At 68.8% G+C, this 19476-nt stretch carries 17 protein-coding genes and 1 tRNA gene; 9 read left to right on the forward strand and 9 right to left on the reverse strand.

Annotated elements, in window-relative coordinates; all coding sequences use genetic code 11:
• The 5 genes from DFP88_RS02295 to lpdA all read left to right on the forward strand — a co-directional run bounded on the left by DFP88_RS02295 (nucleotide 1) and on the right by lpdA (nucleotide 8106).
• Nucleotides 1-3396, forward strand: coding sequence for an AsmA-like C-terminal region-containing protein (locus DFP88_RS02295; RefSeq protein ID WP_110812816.1), 3396 nt, complete (start codon nucleotides 1-3; stop codon nucleotides 3394-3396).
• Nucleotides 3393-4457, forward strand: coding sequence for a tRNA preQ1(34) S-adenosylmethionine ribosyltransferase-isomerase QueA (gene queA / locus DFP88_RS02300; RefSeq protein ID WP_110812817.1), 1065 nt, complete (start codon nucleotides 3393-3395; stop codon nucleotides 4455-4457). The genes DFP88_RS02295 and queA overlap by 4 nt, the downstream gene beginning before the upstream one ends.
• A gap of 199 nt (nucleotides 4458-4656) precedes the next feature.
• Nucleotides 4657-5946, forward strand: a complete 1290-nt coding sequence (locus DFP88_RS02305; protein ID WP_245904640.1) for an MFS transporter — start codon at nucleotides 4657-4659, stop codon at nucleotides 5944-5946.
• An 84-nt stretch (nucleotides 5947-6030) separates the two neighbouring features.
• Nucleotides 6031-6606, forward strand: a complete 576-nt coding sequence (locus DFP88_RS02310; protein WP_110812818.1) for a DUF924 family protein — start codon at nucleotides 6031-6033, stop codon at nucleotides 6604-6606.
• 105 nt (nucleotides 6607-6711) lie between these two features.
• Complete coding sequence (gene lpdA / locus DFP88_RS02315) at nucleotides 6712-8106, forward strand: dihydrolipoyl dehydrogenase (RefSeq protein ID WP_110812819.1); 1395 nt, start codon at nucleotides 6712-6714, stop codon at nucleotides 8104-8106.
• Between the two features lie 80 nt (nucleotides 8107-8186).
• Here lpdA and DFP88_RS02320 read toward each other — a convergent pair whose 3' ends face one another.
• Entirely contained in the window at nucleotides 8187-9167 is a 981-nt protein-coding gene (locus DFP88_RS02320) for a DUF4394 domain-containing protein (protein WP_110813289.1), read from the reverse strand.
• 260 nt (nucleotides 9168-9427) lie between these two features.
• Nucleotides 9428-9772: a DUF3140 domain-containing protein gene (locus DFP88_RS02325; RefSeq protein ID WP_110812820.1), complete on the reverse strand. Its 345-nt coding sequence runs from the start codon at nucleotides 9770-9772 to the stop codon at nucleotides 9428-9430.
• A 166-nt stretch (nucleotides 9773-9938) separates the two neighbouring features.
• On the opposite strand from DFP88_RS02325, the gene uvrA reads away from it, so the two are divergent.
• Entirely contained in the window at nucleotides 9939-12797 is a 2859-nt protein-coding gene (gene uvrA / locus DFP88_RS02330; protein ID WP_110812821.1) for an excinuclease ABC subunit UvrA, read from the forward strand.
• A gap of 50 nt (nucleotides 12798-12847) precedes the next feature.
• Here uvrA and DFP88_RS02335 read toward each other — a convergent pair whose 3' ends face one another.
• Nucleotides 12848-13033: a DUF6324 family protein gene (locus tag DFP88_RS02335; RefSeq protein ID WP_110812822.1), complete on the reverse strand. Its 186-nt coding sequence runs from the start codon at nucleotides 13031-13033 to the stop codon at nucleotides 12848-12850.
• 128 nt (nucleotides 13034-13161) lie between these two features.
• Between DFP88_RS02335 and DFP88_RS02340 the strand changes: the two genes are divergently transcribed.
• Nucleotides 13162-13238: transfer RNA gene (locus tag DFP88_RS02340), tRNA-His, on the forward strand.
• A 9-nt stretch (nucleotides 13239-13247) separates the two neighbouring features.
• Here DFP88_RS02340 and clpS read toward each other — a convergent pair.
• The 5 genes from clpS to DFP88_RS02365 are packed head-to-tail and all read right to left on the reverse strand — an operon-like array spanning nucleotide 13248 to nucleotide 17182.
• The gene (clpS, locus tag DFP88_RS02345; protein WP_110812823.1) at nucleotides 13248-13553 is read right to left on the reverse strand and encodes an ATP-dependent Clp protease adapter ClpS; all 306 of its coding nucleotides are present in this window, start codon (nucleotides 13551-13553) and stop codon (nucleotides 13248-13250) included.
• Between the two features lie 60 nt (nucleotides 13554-13613).
• Complete coding sequence (locus DFP88_RS02350) at nucleotides 13614-14459, reverse strand: metal ABC transporter permease (RefSeq protein WP_110812824.1); 846 nt, start codon at nucleotides 14457-14459, stop codon at nucleotides 13614-13616.
• The gene (locus tag DFP88_RS02355) at nucleotides 14456-15328 is read right to left on the reverse strand and encodes a metal ABC transporter permease (RefSeq protein ID WP_110812825.1); all 873 of its coding nucleotides are present in this window, start codon (nucleotides 15326-15328) and stop codon (nucleotides 14456-14458) included. The genes DFP88_RS02350 and DFP88_RS02355 overlap by 4 nt, the downstream gene beginning before the upstream one ends.
• Nucleotides 15325-16221: a manganese/iron ABC transporter ATP-binding protein gene (locus tag DFP88_RS02360; protein ID WP_110812826.1), complete on the reverse strand. Its 897-nt coding sequence runs from the start codon at nucleotides 16219-16221 to the stop codon at nucleotides 15325-15327. Before DFP88_RS02360 ends, DFP88_RS02355 begins: the two co-directional genes overlap by 4 nt.
• A gap of 13 nt (nucleotides 16222-16234) precedes the next feature.
• Nucleotides 16235-17182: a metal ABC transporter substrate-binding protein gene (locus tag DFP88_RS02365; protein ID WP_110812827.1), complete on the reverse strand. Its 948-nt coding sequence runs from the start codon at nucleotides 17180-17182 to the stop codon at nucleotides 16235-16237.
• 181 nt (nucleotides 17183-17363) lie between these two features.
• On the opposite strand from DFP88_RS02365, the gene DFP88_RS02370 reads away from it, so the two are divergent.
• Complete coding sequence (locus DFP88_RS02370; RefSeq protein ID WP_110812828.1) at nucleotides 17364-18020, forward strand: metal-binding protein ZinT; 657 nt, start codon at nucleotides 17364-17366, stop codon at nucleotides 18018-18020.
• 40 nt (nucleotides 18021-18060) lie between these two features.
• Here the strand turns inward: DFP88_RS02370 and DFP88_RS02375 are convergent, their stop codons facing one another.
• Nucleotides 18061-18354, reverse strand: a complete 294-nt coding sequence (locus DFP88_RS02375; RefSeq protein ID WP_110812829.1) for a DUF6476 family protein — start codon at nucleotides 18352-18354, stop codon at nucleotides 18061-18063.
• Here DFP88_RS02375 and DFP88_RS02380 point away from each other — a divergent pair.
• On the forward strand, nucleotides 18353-19369 hold the full coding sequence (locus DFP88_RS02380) for an RluA family pseudouridine synthase (protein ID WP_110812830.1): 1017 nt from the start codon (nucleotides 18353-18355) through the stop codon (nucleotides 19367-19369). The two genes, DFP88_RS02375 and DFP88_RS02380, sit on opposite strands and share 2 nt — an antisense overlap.
• Nucleotides 19370-19476 lie beyond the last annotated feature (107 nt).

The raw sequence follows: 19476 nt of genomic DNA on the forward strand, positions 1-19476 counted from the left end.
ATGCAACAGCCCGACACCGAATCCAGCCCGTCCGAGGGCGCGGCCCCGACCGGGCCCGAGCGGCGGCGCGACCGGCGCCGGGCGCGGCGCATCGCGCGGGCGCGCTGGCGGCCGCTGCGCCGCGTGCTGGCCGCGCTGCTGGTGCTGCCGGTGGTTCTGATGCTGGTGCTGCCCTTCCTGCTTCTGGACCAGGAGCTGCGCACGCCGTCCTGGCTGCGGGACCGGATCGAGGCGCAGGCCGGGCGGATGCTGGCCGGCGGCAGCCTGACCTTCGACGAGATCACCGTGACGCTGCGCCGCGACCTGCATCCCGTGGTGCGGCTGCGCGGCGTCGAGCTGCGCGATGCCGAGGGCCGGCGCCTCGCGCGCGTGCCCCGGATCGAGGCGCAGATCAGCCCGCGGGGCCTGCTGCTGGAGCGCGAGTTCCTTGTGCAGGAGGCGGTGCTCCGGGGCGCCGAGATCAGCCTCGCGCGCGACGAGGCGGGGCGGATCGGCATCAGCTTCGACACCGGCCCGGGCGAGTCGCCCGCCGCCGGGGCCGCGCCGAGCGAGGCGCCCCCGGCCGGGCCCGAGGCCAACCGGGAGGCGACCGGCCTCAGCTCTGCGCTGGCCGAGGGGCTGGCCCGGATCGACCGGCTGACACAGCGCCCGGCCCTTGCCGCGCTGGAGCGCCTGCAGGCCGAGGGGCTGGTGCTGAACTACCTCGACGCGCGGGTCGGGCGCAGCTGGACGGTCGACGGCGGCACGCTGGACATCGACCTGACGCGCGGCACCCGCGCCTCGGCGCGGCTGGCCATCCTGTCGGGGCGCAGCAGCGTCACAGGGCTGGGGCTTGCCTACGACCGGCCCGAGGCCGAGGCATCGGCGCAGGTCTCGGTTACCCTCGACGAGGTCTACAGCGGCGATGTCGCCAGCCAGAGCCCGGCGCTCAGCTGGCTGGCCGCGATCGACGCACCGCTCTCGGCTGCGATCCGCGGCAGCATCACGCCCGAGGGCGGGCTGGGCCCCTTCAGCGCCAGCCTCGAGATCGGCGAAGGGCACTTCGGCGCCGAGGGCGTGGACGTGCCCGAGGCGGTGCTGGCCGACTTTTCCGGTGCGCAGGTGAACCTCGCCTATGATCCCGCCCGCGCGGCGCTGGATTTCAGCCGCATCGCCGTCGACAGCGACTGGGGCCGGATCGAGGGGGTGGGCGCGGCCTGGCTGCGCGACGTTCAGGCCGGCTGGCCCGCCTCGCTGGTTGCGCAGTTGGATCTCTCGACCGTGTCGCTGAACCCCGCCGGCCTCTACCCCGAGCCCGTCGCCCTGCGCGACGGCTGGGCCGAGTTGCGGCTGCGCACGGCGCCGCTGACGCTCGAGATCGGCAGCGTCGGCATGATCGACGACGAAAGCGGCGCGCGGCTTTCGGGGCAGGGCCGGATCGACATCGGCCCCGGCGGCTGGGACGTGGCGCTGGAGGGCGCGGTGGACGCGGTTCCGCTGGGCCGCGCGCTGCAGTTCTGGCCCGAGACGCTCAACCCCGGCGCCCGCCGCTGGGCCGCCGAGAACATCGGCCCCGAGGCGCGGATCACCGACCTTGCCGCCGCGCTGCGGCTGGACGGCGATGGCCCGATGCTGGCGATGACGCACAGCTTCTCGGGCGCCAGCATCCGCGCGCTGCGCGGTATGCCCCCGATCGAGGAAGCGGCGGGCACGGTCAGCACCGGCGAGGGGCGCTTCGGCGCCATGCTCGAGGCGGGCTGGGTGGCGCCGCCCGAGGGCGGGCGGATCGACCTTGCCGGCAGCAGCTTCACCATCCCGGACGGCAAGGCGCCGCGCCGCCCGGCGCAGGTGGATCTGCGGGCCGAGGGCGGTCTGACGGCGGTGCTGTCGCTGCTGGACCAGCAGCCGCTGACCGCGCTGTCGCGCGCCGGGCAGGGGGTGGATCTGGCAACGGGGCAGGCCAGCGTCAGCGGGCAGATCACCCTGCCGCTCGAAGACCCCCGGCCAGAGGAAATCGTCTGGGACATGGCCGGCGCGTTGACGCAGGTCGAAAGCACGACCCTCGTGCCCGATCGCAGCCTCACGGCCGAGCGGCTGGAGGCGCAGGCGAACAACGAGGGGCTGCGGATCGAGGGGCCCGTGCGGATCGGCGCAGCCGCGCTCGACGGCCTCTATATCCAGCCCTTCGACGGCACCCCCGGCCGTGTCGAGGGCACGGCAACCCTGAACCAGGCGCTGCTGGAGGAGTTCGGCGTCGTCCTGCCCGAGGGCAGCGTAAGCGGGGCCGCGCAGGCTGCCGTGCGCCTCGACCTCGCCACTGAGCCGCGACTGACGGCGAATTCCAATCTTGCCGGCGTCGCGCTGGCGCTGCCGCAGATCGGCTGGTCCAAGCCGGCCGGCACGCCCGGATCGCTGTCGCTCGAGGTGGCGCTGGCCGATCCGCCGCGGGTCGAGCGGCTGGCGCTCGAGGCGCCGGGGCTGAGCGCCTCGGGCGATGTCACGCTAACGCCCGGCGGCCAGCTCGACCGCGCGCGCTTCTCGCGGCTGCAGGTCGGCGGCTGGCTCGATGCGCCGGTGACGCTGCGCGGGCGCGGGCCGGATGCGGCCATCGGGATCGAGATCGCCGGCGGCGCGCTCGACCTCGGGCGGGCGCAGTTCGGTGAGGGCGGCGGCGAGGACGGCGGGCCGATCGAGGTCGCGCTTGACGATCTGCGCGTCGCCGACGGCATCGGTCTGACCGAGTTTCGCGGCAGCTTCGACGGGCAGGGCGGGCTCTCGGGCCGCTTCGACGCGCGCGTGAACGGCGGCACGCCGATCACCGGCCTCGTGGTGCCCGACAGGCGCGGCACAGCGGTGCGGGTGCAGGCCGCCGATGCCGGCGCGGCGCTGCGCGATACCGGGCTATTCGCGACGGCGCGCGGCGGGCGGATGGACCTGACGCTGCGGCCCGAGGGCGCCGCCGGCACCTATGACGGCAGCCTGACGGTCAGCGACATCCGCCTGCGCGACGCGCCGGTCATGGCGCAGCTTCTCGATGCCGTCTCGGTGGTGGGGCTGCTGCAGCAGCTGGACGGGCAGGGACTCGTCTTCGACGACGTAGAGGCCGATTTCCGCCTGACGCCCGAGACGGTGACCCTGCGCCAGGCCAGCGCCACCGGCCCCGGCCTTGGCATTTCGCTGGACGGCGTGTACACCTTTGGTTCTCAACGAATGGATTTCCAGGGCGTGCTCTCTCCCTTCTACTTTCTGAACCAGCTCGGCGAGGGGCTGACCCGTGCCGGCGAAGGGCTGCTGGGCGTGACATTCACGCTGGGCGGCACCCCCGCGCGGCCCCGCGTCTCGGCCAATCCGCTCTCGGCGCTGGCGCCGGGCGCGCTGCGCGACCTGTTCCGCCGCCAGGCGCCGGTGGCGCCATGAGCGGGCCCGGCCTCACGCTCGAAGATTTCGACTTCGACCTGCCGGAGGAGTTGATCGCCACCCGCCCGGCGCGGCCGCGCAGCTCGGCCCGGCTGCTGGTGGCCGAGGGGGGGAGCGGGATCAAGGATCGCCACGTCGCGGACCTGCCCGATATCCTGCGCCCCGGCGACCGTCTGGTGCTGAACGACACCCGCGTGATCCCCGCCCGCCTCAGCGGCATCCGCCGCCGCAGCGGCGAGACCGGCCAGACCGAGGCCCGGATCGAGGCGACGTTGCTCGGCCCGCGCGCGGACGGCTGCTGGAACGCGATGATCAAGCCGCTCAAGAAGCTGCGGATCGGCGAGACGGTGGATTTCGGGCAGGGGCTGACGGCCGAGCTCGTGGCGCGGGACGCGGCGCAGGGCGTGCTGCGGTTTTCCGAAGCGGGCGAGGCCTTCGATGCCGCGCTCGACCGCGCCGGATCGATGCCGCTGCCGCCCTATATCGCCGCCAAGCGCGCCCCCGACGACGAGGACCGGACCGACTACCAGACGGTCTGGGCCGACCGTCCCGGCGCCGTCGCCGCGCCCACGGCCAGCCTGCATTTCGACCAGCCGCTGCTCGATGCGCTGGCGGCGCGGGGCATCGGTTTTACCCGCGTGACGCTGCATGTCGGTGCGGGCACCTTTTTGCCGGTGAAGGTCGACCGGATCGAGGATCACCGCATGCATGCCGAATGGGGCGAGGTGACGGAGGAGGCGGCTGTCCAGATCGCCGCCACCCGCGCCGCCCGCGGCCGCATCATCGCGGTGGGCACCACCGCGCTGCGGCTGATCGAGACGGCGGGGCAGGGCGGCTTCATCCAGCCCTGGCGCGGCGAGACCGATATCTTCATCCGCCCCGGCTACCGCTTCCAGGTGGCGCATGGGCTGATGACGAACTTCCACCTGCCCAAGTCCACGCTGATGATGCTGGTCTCGGCGCTGATGGGCATGGACCGGGTCCGCGGCATCTACGATCACGCGCTGGCCGAACGCTACCGCTTCTTCTCCTACGGGGACGCGTCGCTCCTGCTTCCCTGAGCGGCGTTTTCTGGCGACGGATCGCAGTGTAACGAAATCTTCGTCCGGGCAGGGCATATCTGCTATTGCCTCGGTCAAGGCGCTTCGTCATTGGGGCGGCGATCGCGGCCCGGTGCCGAATCCATCCCCGTCAGTCCCGGCGCCGCCGGATCCAGTTCTTTCCGGTGAAGACGGCCCATGGCGCGTCAAGGAGGATCTCTTGCTTCAGGTTATCGGCAGCAGCTGGGCGCTGCTTATCGGCATGTTCATGTTGATGATCGGCAATGGCGTGCAGGGCACGCTTCTGGGCCTTCGCGGCCCGCTCGAGGGATTCTCGACCGGCGAGATGTCGGTGGTCATGTCAGCCTATTTCGGCGGTTTCCTGATCGCGGCGCGCTATGCGCCCCGGATGATCCGCCGCGTCGGCCATGTCCGCGTCTTCGCGGCGCTCGGGTCGACCATCTCGGCGATCCTGATTCTCTACCCCGCCTTGACGGAGCCCTGGGCCTGGGCGCTGGGGCGCCTCGCGATAGGCTTCTGCTTCTGCGGCGTCTACATCACCGCCGAGAGCTGGCTGAACGATGCCAGCGACAATACCAACCGCGGCAAGGCGCTGTCTCTCTACATGCTGGTGCAGATGGCCGGCATCGTCACCGCCCAGTCGCTGCTGGTGCTGGGGGACGTGTCGGGCTTCATCCTCTTCATCGTGCCCTCGGTTCTGGTGTCGCTGGCCTTCGCGCCGATCCTTCTGTCGGTCAGCAAGGCGCCCGAGTTCAGCACCACCAAGCCGCTGCCGCTCAAGCGGCTGATCGAGGCCTCGCCGCTCGCCTGCATGGGGATCTTCCTGCTGGGCGGCGTGTTCTCGGCGCAGTTCGGCATGTCGGCCGTTTACGGCGGGCAGGCGGGGCTGAGCGTGGCGCAGATCTCGGTTTTCGTCTCGGCCACCTACATTGGCGCGCTGGTGCTGCAATATCCCATCGGCTGGCTGTCGGACCGCATCGACCGCCGCTTCCTCGTGCTGGCGCTCTCGGCCGTGGGCGGTGTCGGGGCGCTGCTGTCCTTCGTCTTCCCCGGGCACTACTGGCTGATCCTGCTTTCGGGCGCGATCGTCGGCGGCACCTCCAACCCGCTTTACGCGCTGCTCATCGCCTATACGAACGACTACCTCGAGCGGGACGACATGGCCGCCGCCTCGGCCGGGCTGCTGCTGATCAACGGCGTTGGCGCGGTCATGGGCCCGATCCTCGTCGGCTGGATGCTCTCGGCCTTCGGGCCGCGCGGCTTCTGGCTGTTCATCGCCGGTCTGATGATCTTCCTGACCATCTACACCCAGTGGCGGATGGCCCGCCGCCCCGAGCGCAACACCATCGGCGAGACGGTGTCCTACGCCCCGGTCTCGCCCACCTCGACGGCCGTCGCCCTCGAGGTTGCGCAGGAATACTACGGCGAGGCGGCCGAAGAGGCCGAGCACGAGCACGACGAGGAGAAGGCGCGCCACGAGGCCGCCTGACCGCGGCCCCGGCCGCCCTGCCTTCCGGTGCTTGCCCTTGCCTCGCGGGGGCGGCACTGTGACCGGGAAGGTAGGAGTGCTGCGATGACGAGGTCCGAGGAGCTGCGCCGCTGGTGGATCGAGGAGATCGGTCCCGAAGGCTGGTACAAGGGCGGCGAGGCACTGGATTCCCGCATCCGCGAGCAATGGCTCGACCTCTGGCAGGAGGCCGAGGGCGGCGGCCTCGGGCACTGGCTGGTCGATGCGCAGGGCACGCTGTCCTACCTGATCCTGACTGACCAGCTGCCGCGCAACATGTTCCGCGGCACCGGCCAGGCCTTCGCCACCGACGCAAGGGCGCGGGCGGCGGCGAAGATGGGCCTTGAGCGGGACTGGGACCAGCGCTTCGACGGGCTGGGGCGGCAGTTCTTCTACATGCCGCTCGAACATTCTGAGAGCCTGATCGACCAGGACCGCGCCGTCGCCCTTTTCGAGGCGCGGCTGAGCGAGCCGCCGGACTACCTGCATCATGCCCGCGCGCATCGCGCGGTCATCCGGCAGTTCGGACGCTTTCCCTTCCGCAACGAGGCGCTTGGGCGCGAGACGACCCCCGAGGAGGCCGCCTGGATCGAGGCGGGCGGCTACGGCGCCGAGGTCGAGCGGATCAAGGCCAAGGGCTGAGCCCTTGCACCGGGCGCCGGTCTGCCCTGCGCCGCGGCGGGTGGCGGGCCCGCCCGCGATGGTTTACATGCGAACCACTTTTCCAAGCTGCAGGAGCACGTGCCGATGGCCGAGCAGAACTTCGACATGATCGTGATCGGCTCCGGCCCCGGCGGATATGTCTGCGCCATTCGCGGCGCCCAGCTGGGGCTGAAGGTCGCCGTGGTCGAGCGGTCCGAGCTGGGGGGTATCTGCCTGAACTGGGGCTGCATCCCGACCAAGGCGCTGCTGCGCAGCTCCGAGGTCTATCACCTGATGCACCGGGCCAAGGACTTCGGCCTCTCGGTCGAGAAGCCCGACTTCGATCTGGATGCCGTGGTCAAGCGCAGCCGCGGTGTCGCCGCCCAGATGAACTCTGGCGTCAAGCACCTGATGAAGAAGAACAAGATCACTGTCTTCGCCGGCACCGCCAAGCTGGCCGGCAAGGGCCGGGTCAGCGTTGAGGGCGAGGGCGGCCGCCAGGAGCTGACGGCGAAATCTATCGTCGTCGCCACCGGCGCCCGCGCGCGTGATCTGCCCGGCCTCGAGGCGGATGGCGACCGCGTCTGGAACTACCGGGCCGCACTGGTGCCGAAGCGGATGCCGAAGAAGCTGCTGGTCATCGGCTCTGGCGCCATCGGCATCGAATTTGCCAGCTTCTACAACACCATGGGCGCCGAGACGACCGTGGTCGAGGTGCTGGACCGCATCCTGCCCGTCGAGGACGCCGAGATCAGCGCCTTCGCCAAGAAGCAGTTCGTCAAGCAGGGCATGACCATCCTCGAGAAGGCCGTGGTCAAGAAGCTGGACCGGCAGAAGGACAAGGTCGTCGCCCATATCGAAAGCGGCGGCAAGCTGCAGGAAGTGGAGTACGACACCGTCATCTCCGCCGTCGGCATCGTCGGCAATACCGAGAATCTCGGCCTCGAGGAGGCCGGCGTGAAGGTCGAGCGCAGCCATGTGCTGACGGACGAGTACTGCCGCACCGACGCCGAGGGCATCTATGCCATCGGCGATGTCGCGGGCGCGCCCTGGCTGGCGCACAAGGCCAGCCACGAGGGGACCATGGTCGCCGAGCTGATCGCCGGCGGCGACCCGCATCCGATCAAGCCCGGCGCCATCGCGGGCTGCACCTACTGCCACCCGCAGGTCGCCAGCGTCGGCCTGACCGAGGCGAAGGCGAAGGAAGAGGGGCGCGAGGTGAAGGTCGGCAAGTTCCCCTTCATCGGCAACGGCAAGGCCGTCGCGCTTGGCGATGCGGAAGGCATGGTGAAGACCATCTTCGACGCCAAGACGGGCGAGCTTCTGGGCGCCCACATGGTCGGCCCCGAGGTGACGGAGCTGATTCAGGGCTATGTCGTCGGCCGCACGCTCGAGACCACCGAGGTCGAGCTGATGGAGACGGTCTTCCCGCATCCGACGCTGAGCGAGGCGATGCACGAAAGCGTCCTCGCCGCCTATGACCGGGTCATCCACATCTGACCGCTGCAGGCCACGCCTGACAGCATCGGCGCCGCCCCCTGCGACAGGGGGCGGCGCCTTTCGTCAGAGGGGCAGGGCGATCAGGCCTTGCGCATCTTGCGGCGCAGGGCGCCGAGGCCGCCGAGCGCGGCGACCAGCATCAGGCCGCTGGCCGGCACCGGAACCGGCGCGGGCGCGGTCGAGGCGGCGAAGCCGATGTAGGGGAAGACGCCCGGTGCATTGGCGTCACCAAGGCGGGTGGAGCGGCCGTTCGACAGGTCGATCTCGAACAGGCCCGCGGTGCTGCCGTTGGAGAAGTTCAGCAGCGCGAGGGCGAGGTTGTCGCCCTCGAAATCCGACAGGATCTCGAGGCCGCCGATGCCGCTGATATCCAGCACCTGATCGGTCGAGGAATCCACCAGCGCGCCGACGGTCTCGAGCGTGCCGGCGTTGTTGGCGATCGTCACCAGCGAGTTGTTCGCGGAGTCGAGGCCGTATTGCAGCGTCGTCGAGGCCAGCATGCCGTTCACGGCATTGGTATAGGCATTGGCGAAGATGTCGGGCGCCATCAGGCCGGTAGAGTCGCTGTAGGCAAGGTCGGTCACAGCGAAGACGCGCCCGTCGGGGCCCATCGGGTCGAGCGTGCCGATGGTGTCGCCCGGCACGAAAACGGCGTTGTCTTCGCGGGTCGAGACGGCGCGGGCCGCGTCGAGCGTGTTGTTGAAGTCGAAGCCGACGCCGGCGCTGTTGTCGATCGCGACGCCGCTGCCGATGGTGGCATTGGTGTTCGTGGCGACGCCGGTCATCGTGTCGATCACGAAGACCGCGTCGTCGCCCTTGCTGGCATAGCCGTAAAGCTGCTGCGTCACCGGGCGCCAGGCGAGGGCGTCGATGGTGCCGCTGCCCGACAGCAGCAGCGTCGTGGTATCGCTGAGGTCGGCGAGATTGTTGAAGACGACCAGCGAGTTGCCGTTGTTGGTCAGGGCGTAGCCGGTGCTGTTGCTGAGGGTCGCGGCAAAGGCCGGGGCCGCCGAAAGGGCGGCGACGGCGGCTGCGACGAAGGGTACGGATTTAATCTGCATCTCCTTGTTGGGGACGCTTCTGGGTAAGCGCGTGATGCAGAATAAGGCGGAATCCGGCCTTTCCTTAGGCCTTTATTAGCCGATCCCCCTGCAACTTTTCGGTCCGAAAATCGTGTGGCCGCCTGTCGCGCGCCCAAGGGGGCCGTTTGATTGTTTCGGGGCTGGAAACGGCGCTTTCGCGGGCCGATCCGGGCCCTGACATCTTCGTGAGGTGGCGCAGGACGCAGCGATGCGCCCCGCGCCGCCGCGCGAGGGTCGGCCTAGTCCTTCAACGGGTCGTGGCCCCAATTCATCAAGCTATACCGCCACTTGGAGTGCTCGACGTCGCTCGACGGCCCCTGTTTCAGGTGCCTGTGGCAATAGCCGACCACCTTGTTCATCCAATCGTGATCGTCCTCCGTCAGCTCGTCCACGGTCTTTCGCTTCAGCTCCACGATGCGGCGCCCGGACTTGTGGCCGGTCGATTCGCCGTCGCCGCCGGTGTCGCCGACCGATTTCGACTCCTCCGTCTCGAGCCAGTCCTCAAGCTCCGAGGGGCTCATGTTGACGACCTCCCCGAACTCCTTCCGGACCTCCTTGCGCTCGTCTTCCGTACGCTCCGTCATCGCATCCTCCTGCATCTCGGCAGGCCAAGGCACGGGCGGGCCGCGGGGTTCCCGCCGCCCCTTTCCGCCGCTGGCGCCGCGTGGTAAAGGTTGCCAGAATGTTCCACGGGGTGGCAGATCGCCTTCGCGCACCTATCTGCAGCACGTGGTAGAGCGGCGGGGCAGAATGGCTGAGCAGAAGTTCATCGAGGTGCGCGGGGCGCGCGAACACAACCTCAAGAACGTGGATGTCGATATTCCGCGCGACCAGTTCGTGGTCCTGACCGGGCTCTCTGGCTCGGGCAAATCCTCGCTCGCCTTCGACACCATCTACGCCGAGGGGCAGCGCCGCTACGTCGAGAGCCTTTCGGCCTATGCGCGGCAGTTCCTCGACATGATGGAAAAGCCGGACGTCGATCACATCACCGGTCTCTCGCCCGCGATCAGCATCGAGCAGAAGACGACCTCGAAGAACCCGCGCTCCACCGTCGGCACGGTGACCGAGATCTACGACTACATGCGCCTGCTCTTCGCGCGCGCCGGCACGCCCTATTCGCCCGCCACCGGCCTGCCGATCGAGGCGCAGCAGGTGCAGGACATGGTCGACCGCGTCATGGCCATGCCCGAGGGGACGCGGGGCTACCTGCTTGCGCCCATCGTGCGCGACCGCAAGGGCGAGTACCGCAAGGAGATGCTTGACCTGCGCAAGCAGGGCTTCCAGCGCGTGAAGGTCGACGGAGAGTTCTACGAACTGGACGAGCCGCCGACGCTGGACAAGAAGTTCCGGCACGACATCGACGTGGTCGTCGACCGCATCGTCGTGCGCGAGGGGATGGAGACGCGGCTGGCCGACAGTTTCCGTACCGGCCTGGACCTGGCCGACGGGATCGCCATCCTCGAGACTGCGCCGCAGGAGGGGGAGCCCGAGCGCTTCACCTATTCCGAGAAATTCGCCTGCCCGGTCAGCGGCTTCACCATCCCCGAGATCGAGCCGCGGCTGTTCTCTTTCAACGCGCCCTTCGGTGCCTGCCCGGTCTGCGACGGCCTCGGGGCGGAACGCTTCTTCGACGAGCGGCTGGTGGTGCCGGACGTGACGCTGAAGATCGCCGACGGCGCCATCGCGCCCTGGCGCAAGGGCAAGACCCCCTATTTCCTGCAGACCATCGAGGCGATCTCCAAGCATTACGGCGTCTCCTCCAAGGCGCGCTGGAAGGACCTGCCGGAAAAGGTGCAGAAGGTCTTCCTGCACGGCTCCGGCAAAGAAGAGATCACCTTCCGCTACGACGAGGGCGGGCGGGTCTATACCGTCTCGCGCCCCTTCGAGGGCGTGCTTCCGAACATGGAGCGCCGCTATCGCGAGACCGACAGCGCCTGGGTCCGCGAAGAGTTCGAGCAGTATCAGAACAGCCGCCCCTGCGGCGCCTGTCACGGCTACCGCCTGCGCGACGAGGCGCTGGCGGTGAAGATCGCCGGGCTGCATGTCGGGCAGGTGGTGCAGATGTCGATCCGCGAGGCGCATGACTGGTGCGCCGAGGTGCCCGAGCACCTGAGCAAGCAGAACAACGAGATCGCCCGCGCCATCCTCAAGGAGATCCGCGAGCGGCTCGGTTTCCTCGTGAATGTCGGCCTCGACTACCTGACCCTCAGCCGGAACTCCGGCACCCTCTCGGGCGGGGAAAGCCAGCGCATCCGCCTGGCCAGCCAGATCGGCTCCGGCCTCACCGGCGTCCTGTACGTGCTGGACGAGCCGAGCATCGGGTTGCACCAGCGCGACAACGACCGGCTTCTGACGACGCTGAAGAACCTGCGCGACCAGGGCAACACGGTGATCGTGGTCGAGCATGACGAAGAGGCGATCCGCGAGGCCGATTACGTCTTCGACATCGGGCCGGGGGCAGGGGTGCACGGCGGGCACGTCGTCAGCCATGGCACGCCGGCCGAGGTCACGGCTGATACGAACAGCCTGACGGGCCAGTACCTTGCCGGCACGCGCGAGATCGCGGTGCCCGCCGAACGGCGCAAGGGCAGCGGCAAGAAGCTGAGCGTGGTCAAGGCGACGGGCAACAACCTCAAGGACCTCTCGGTCGATTTCCCGCTGGGCAAGTTCGTCACCGTGACCGGCGTGTCGGGCGGCGGCAAGTCGACGCTGACGATCGAGACGCTCTACAAGAACGCCGCGCTCAAGCTGAACGGCGCGCGCGAGGTGCCGTCCCCCTCTGAGACGATTAAGGGCTTCGAGCACCTCGACAAGGTCATCGACATCGACCAGCGGCCCATCGGCCGCACGCCGCGGTCGAACCCCGCCACCTATACCGGCGCCTTCACCCCGATCCGGGACTGGTTTTCCGGCCTGCCCGAGGCGAAGGCGCGCGGCTACAAGCCGGGGCGTTTCAGCTTCAACGTCAAGGGCGGCCGCTGCGAGGCCTGCCAGGGCGACGGCGTCATCAAGATCGAGATGCACTTCCTGCCGGACGTCTACGTCACCTGCGAGACCTGCAAGGGCGCGCGCTACAACCGCGAAACGCTGGAGGTGAAGTTCAAGGGCAAGAGCATCGCCGATGTCCTTGATATGACTGTGGAAGATGCGCAGGACTTCTTCCAGGCAGTCCCCGTGATCCGCGAGAAGATGGATGCGCTGGTCCGGGTCGGCCTCGGCTACGTCAAGGTCGGCCAGCAGGCGACGACCCTGTCAGGGGGCGAGGCGCAGCGCGTGAAGCTGGCCAAGGAGTTGTCGCGGCGGTCGACGGGCCGCACGCTCTACATCCTCGACGAGCCGACGACCGGCCTGCATTTCGAGGATGTGAGAAAGCTGCTCGAGGTGCTGCACGAGCTGGTCGACAGCGGGAACACCGTCGTGGTGATCGAGCATAACCTCGACGTGGTGAAGACCGCCGACTGGGTCATAGACATCGGCCCCGAGGGGGGCGATGGCGGCGGCCTTCTGGTCGGCACCGGCACCCCCGAACAGATCGCCGGTATCGAGGAAAGCCATACCGGCCGCTACCTCGCCCCGCTGCTCAAGCCGCGCAAGCTGGCGGCGGAGTAGCGCGGGGGCGGGGCCTTCTCGCGCCAGCGGGGCGAGAAGGCCGCTGCGCCTCAGCCGACGGCGCGCGCGGCGCGGGCGGCTGCCTTGATCTCTTCGGCGATTTCCTCGGCTTCCTCGGGATCGAAGTCCATCGGGATCTCGGTGCTGCCTGATTCCACGAAGATGCGGACCATGCCCTTGTCGGTGGGGCCGATCTGCATGTTCGCCTCGACGTCGCGTTCGCTGTTGATGCCCATGGGCCTGCTCCTGACTGCTTGAGGGGATCAGGTAGGGGGGGCGCGCCCCGGGTGCAAGCCGTCGTGACGGAAGCCACGCGCGAGCGGTCTTGCATTTCGCCGCGGGGGGCGATACCTCCCCCGCCAGTGCCGCCTTAGCTCAGTTGGTTAGAGCGCTGGATTGTGGATCCAGAGGTCCCCTGTTCAAGCCAGGGAGGCGGTACCATCCTCCCCCTCAGCTCTCTCGTTCGGTGGTGAAAGCCAGCGGATAGCCCAGCTTGCGCCCCGCCTCGAGCCCGGCCTGTGCCTTGGTCTCGGCGATCTCCTTGGTGAAGACGGCGACGACGCAGGCGCCCCGGCGATGCGCGGTCAGCATCACGCCAAGCGCCTCGCCTTCTGTCATCCGGAAGACCGATTGCAGCACGCGCACGACGACCTCGCGCGGGGTGTAATCGTCGTTCAGCAGGATGACCTTCCACAGCCGCGGCCTCTCGGTCCGCGTCTCCTGCTTGGGTCTGGGCGGTGCGACGACCTCGTCCATGGTCCGGGTCCCCCTTGGGCCGCTTCAGTGCAGCACGGGCCCCGGCGCGGGCGCAAGGCCTCAGCCCGGCGCGTCCGCTCCTGAGCGGGAGGCAGCGCGCACGGCGGCCATGCGCAGTGCCAGCGCGGCAAGGAAGATGCCGGTCAGGATCAGCACCACGGTCGGCGCCGGCGCTGAGTCGAGGTAGAAGCTGATCCAGACGCCGGTGATCATCGCGATCTCGCAGACCGCCACGGCGACCCCCAGCATGGCGGCAAAGCTGCGCGCCACGAGAAAGGCGATAGCCCCCGGCGCGATCAGGAGCGCGACGGTCAGGATCATCCCGATGGAGGACAGTGTCGCGACGATGGTCAGCGACAGGATCGACAGCAGCCCGTAATGCAGCAGGCGGGTCGGCAGGCCGCTGGCCTGCGCCTGCGCCGGATCGAAGGCATGCAGCAGGAAATCCTTCCACTTCAGCAGCAGGACGCCCGAGACGAGGACGGCGATGATCCCCGCGGTCCAGAGGTCCTGCGCGCCCACCCCGAGCATGTTGCCGAAAAGGACGTGGTCGAGGTGCTGGTTGGTGTCGATGGCGGTGTAAAGGATCAGCCCGATCCCGAACATGCCCGAGAAGACGACGCCCATGACCGTGTCCTGCTTTACCCGGCTGTTGCCCGAGAGGTAGCCGGTCGACAGCGCGCAAAGCATCCCGGCGGCGAAGGCCCCGACAATCAGCGGGATGCCGATGATCCAGGCCAGAACGATGCCCGGCAGCACGGCATGGCTGACTGCATCGCCCATCAGCGCCCAGCCCTTGAGCACGAGGAAGCAGGACAGCAGCGCCGTCGGCACCGCCACGAGCGCGGCGATCAGGAAGGCGTTCTGCATGAAGCCGAACTGGAAGGGCTCGATCAGCGCGCTCATTCCGCGGGCTCCGGGGCAGGGGCGGCCAGCGCTTGGCGCGCCTTGGCGCGTGCGGCCAGCAGCCCGTGTTTCGGCGCCAGCAGGAAGGCGGCAAGGAAGAGGGCGGTCTGCAGCACCACGATGACGCCGCCTGTCGCGCCGTTCAGGAAGTAGCTGGCATAGGCCCCGAAAAAGCCCGTCAGCGTGCCGATCGCCACCGACAGGGCGATCAACCGCGGGAAGCGGTCGCAGAGCAGGTAGGCGGTGGCGCCGGGCGTGACCACCATGGCGATCACCAGAAAGGCGCCGACGGTCTGCATCGCCGCCACCACCGCCGCCGAGAGCAGCACGAAGAACATCGCCTTCAGGCGCTGCGGATGCAGCCCGATGGAGCGGGCGTGGCTCTCGTCGAAGAAGACCACCATCAGGTCCTTCCACTTCAGCAGCAGGACCCCCAGCGTCACGACGCCGATCAGCCCCAGCTGCAGCGTATCGCCCGGCGTGATGGCAAGGATATTGCCCATGGTGATCGTCTGGATGCTGACCGCCATCGGGTTGATCGAGATCATGAAGAGGCCGAGGCCGAAGAAGGCGGTGAAGATCAGCCCGATGATCACGTCGATCTTCAGGCCCGAGCGTTCCGACAGCAGCAGCATCGAGGCCGCGGCAAGCCCCCCGGCGATGAAGGCGCCGATGGCGAAGGGCAGCCCCAGCATGTAGGCCCCGGCGACGCCGGGCACGACCGAGTGCGAGAGCGCGTCGCCGATCAGGCTCCAGCCCTTGAGCATGAGGTAGGCCGAGAGGAAGGCGCAGACCGCCCCGACCAAGGCCGAGACCCACATCGCATTGGCCATGTAGCCGTAGGAAAAGGGCTCCAGCAGCAGGGTCACGAGGCGTCCCCGCTGGTGCGCGTACGCTCGCCGTAGCGGACGAGGGGCCGCTCGTCGTCGGTCAGGATGGTGATGTGGCGCTGGTCGGCGTCGTGGTCGTCGTGCAGGTCCGACCCGCCGAGGGTGAAGTGCCGCAGAACGCCGCCGAAGGCCGCCTCGAGGTTGGCGCGGGTGAAGGTCGTCTCGGTCGGGCCATAGGCCAGCACCGTGCCCTTCACCAGCACGGTCCGGTCGCAGAACTCCGGCACGGAGCCGAGGTTGTGGGTCGAGACCAGCATCACGCGCCCCTCGTCCTTCAGCTCGCGCAGGAGGGCGATGATCTGCTCCTCGGTCTTCACGTCGACGCCGGTAAAGGGCTCGTCCAGCAGGATCACCTGGCCGTCCTGCGCCAGCGCGCGGGCAAGGAAGACGCGCTTGCGCTGGCCGCCCGAGAGCTCTCCGATCTGGCGGTGGCGGAAGTCGGTCATGCCGGTGCGGGCGAGGGCGGCCTCGACCGCGTCGCGGTCCGCCTGCGCCGGGCGGCGCAGGAAGCCCATGTGCCCGTAGCGGCCCATCATCACCACGTCCTCGACCAGCACCGGGAAGGCCCAGTCGACCTCCTCGGCCTGGGGGACATAGGCGACGAGGTTGGACGTCAGCGCCTCGCGCACTGTTCTGCCCAGAAGCCGGATCTCGCCCGCCGCGGCGGGAACGAAGCCCATGATCGCCTTGAAGAGCGTCGATTTCCCGGCGCCGTTCACGCCGACAAGGGCCGTGACGGTGCCGCGCGGGATCTCGAAGCTGGCGTCGCGCAGGGCGGTATGGCCGTTGCGGTAGGTCACCGTGACGCCCCGCGCCTCGATACCGGCGCCGGTCTTGGCCTCGGCCTCTGCGGGGATGGTCTGCTGGAGCATCGTGTCGCCTTCGTCAGTTGCCAAGCGTGCCGGTCAGCCCGTCCGCGACGGTGCCGGCTGTGCGCTGGAGAAGATCGAGATAGGTTGGCACCGGCCCTTCGGCGGTGCTGAGGCTGTCGACATAGAGCATGCCGCCATAGCGGGCGCCGGTCTCGCGGGCCACCTGCTCGGCCGGGCGCTGGCTGACGGTGCTTTCGCAGAAGACCACGGGAATATCCTCGGACTCGACCGTATCGACCACGCGGCGCACCTGCTGCGGCGTTCCGGTCTGGTCGGCGTTGATCGGCCAGAGATAGAGCTCCTTCATGTCGAAGTCCCGCGCGAGGTAGGAAAAGGCGCCCTCGCAGCTGACCAGCCAGCGCTGATCCTCGGGGACCTCCAGCACGCGCTGGCGCAGCGGCTCGAGCGTGTCGCGGATGCGGGTCCTGTAGGCTTCTGCATTGGCGGCATAGAGCGCGGCGTTCCCTGGGTCGTGCTCGGACAGGGCGGCCTCGATATTGTCGATGTAGATCATCGCGGTATCGAGCCCCATCCAGGCATGCGGGTTGGGCCGCCCCTCGTAATCGCCCGAGCCGATGGGGATCGGATCGACGCCTTGCGTCAGGGTGGCAGAGGGGATGTCGCCGACATTGTTCAGGAACTGTTCGAACCAGCGCTCAAGGCCGAAGCCGTTCCACAGGATCAGGTCGGCCCCCTCGGCCTGCAGGACATCGCGGGGCGTCGGCTCGTAGCCGTGGATCTCGGCGCCGGGGCGGGTGATCGAGGCGACCTCGGCGGCGTCGCCTGCGACGTTGCGGGCCATGTCGGCGATCACGGTGAAGGTGGTCACGACCTTGAAGCGATCATCCGAGGCGCCGCCGGGGCCGCCCAGCAGAAGGGCAGAGGCGACGACAGCCCCACCGCAGACCACAAGCGTGCCGAGCAGGAAGGTGCGGATGGGGTGGCGGGGCGCGTCGGCCATGGGTGGTCCGTGATGAAGAAGGTCTCGCTTTCGACAGTGATAATCATTCGCAAATAGTCAACGCCTCTCTGCATCTTTTGTGAGAGCAGCGCCTGCATGTTGCGAAGGCTGCGAGGACGAGGTAGCAGTCAAAATGTGATAACGTATCACTCTTTACTGTTCCGACCGAGAGGCTGACCCGATGACGACGACCCGCACCACCAGCGCCGCGCTGCTGACGGCCCTGACGCTTATGGCCGCGCCGGCCTTCGCTCAGGACCACGATCATGACCACGAGCACGATCATGACCACGGCGGCGTCAGCGAAGAGATCAGGAGCGGCTATTTCGAGGACGCGCAGGTCCAGCCCCGCACGCTGCAGGACTGGCAGGGCGACTGGCAGTCGATCTACCCCTTCCTGATGGACGGCACACTCGATCCGGTGATGGCGCATAAGGCCGAATCCGGCAAGATGAGTGCCGAGGAGTACCGCGACTACTACGAGATCGGCTATGCCACCGGGGTGGAGCGCATCGTGATCGACGGTGACACGGTCACCTTCTACGAGGACGGAGAGCCGACCGAGGCCCGCTACGAGAGCGACGGCTACTGGATCCTCGAATACGAGGCCGGCAACCGCGGCGTCCGCTATTCCTTCGAGAAGGCCGAGGGCGACGAGGACGCGCCGCAGTTCATCCAGTTCAGCGACCACCTGATCTGGCCGATGGAGGCCGGGCACTACCACCTCTACTGGGGCGACGACCGTGCCGCCCTGCTCGAGGAAGTGACGAACTGGCCGACCTACTTCCCCGCCGATTGGAGCGGCGAGGAGGTGGCCGAGGACCTGCTGGCGCATTGATCGGCGCCGGGCGGCGGGGCTGTCCCGCCGCCCAACCCGATCACTCGATCTCGACGGTCTGGCGCAGGCTGCCGGTGGCGCGGTTGTAGATCAGGATGCGATCCGCGTCCGTCACCACGGCAAACCAGTCCGATCCTTGCGTAAAGGCGCGGGCGCTTTCGCCGTCGGGCAGGGAAATCCGTTCGGGCAGTGGCAGGGGATCGGCGTTCAGCCGGATGACAAGGGCGATCATCAGCACTACGAAGCAGGCGATCATCGCCACGCCCATCGCCGCGACCAGCCATTTTAGCCAGCGCAGCTGCGGCGGCACCTCTCCGGGAGCGTCCTGCTGCATGTCCATCCTTCGCTTCACCCTCGCGGCCGATCCGCCGCCCCGGCTTGATAAGGCGCTTGCCCGCGACGTGCCAGAGGCGGCGGCGCTGTCCCGCTCGCGCCTCGCGCGGCTGATCGCCGAGGGCGCGGTCTGCGTCGACGGCGCGGTGGTGACCGACGCCAAGGCCCGCGCGGGCGAGGGCGCCGAGGTCGAGATCGCGCTGCCCGAGGCGGAGGAGACCGAGATCTTGCCCGAGGCGATCCCGCTTGCCGTGGTCTTCGAGGATGGCGACCTGATCGTCATCGACAAGCCGGCGGGCATGGTGGTGCACCCCGCGCCCGGCAGCCCCTCCGGCACGCTGGTCAATGCGCTGCTGCATCATGCGCCGGATCTGTCGGGCGTGGGCGGGCGGCGCCGGCCGGGGATCGTGCACCGGATCGACAAGGACACCTCGGGGCTGCTGGTGGTGGCCAAGACCGACCGGGCGCATCACGGTCTTGCCGCCCAGTTCGAGGCGCATAGTGCCCGCCGCCTGTATCGCGCGATGTGCCACGGGCTGCCCGATCCCGCCGACCCGCGGCTGCGCGGCGTCGCGGGCGTGCGCTGGGAGGACGGCGCCACGCTGCGGATCGAGACGCTGCTGGCCCGCCACCCGACCGACCGCCAGAAGCAGGCCGTCAGCAAGGCAGGCGGGCGTCGGGCGGTGACGCGGATGCGCGTGACCGAACCGCTCGGCCATCCCCCTGCGGCGGCGCTGGTCGAATGCCGGCTGGAGACCGGGCGCACCCATCAAATCCGGGTGCACATGGCGCATGCCGGCCATGCGCTGATCGGCGATCCGACCTATGGCGGGCGGCGCAAGCTGGCGCTACGCTCTGTCGGGCAGGCGGGCGCGGCGCTGGCAGCCGGCTTTCCGCGCCAGGCGCTGCATGCCGCCGAACTTGGCTTCACCCATCCCGGCACCGGCGAAGATCTGTTGTTTCACAGCCCCTTGCCGGACGACATGAAGGAACTCCTTGCCGCCCTGCGGGTTTGATCCGTCCCAAGTCGAACAGCCTCTGTGCAGCCCGGTGGATTGTGCACGACGGAACCGGATGGCAGTCTCGTTCATCTTCTATCAACACTTGGCGCCTAGCGGTTCTT

The sequence above is a fragment of the Pseudoroseicyclus aestuarii genome, assembly GCF_003217255.1.
GTDB classification, from domain to species: Bacteria; Pseudomonadota; Alphaproteobacteria; order Rhodobacterales; family Rhodobacteraceae; genus Pseudoroseicyclus; species Pseudoroseicyclus aestuarii.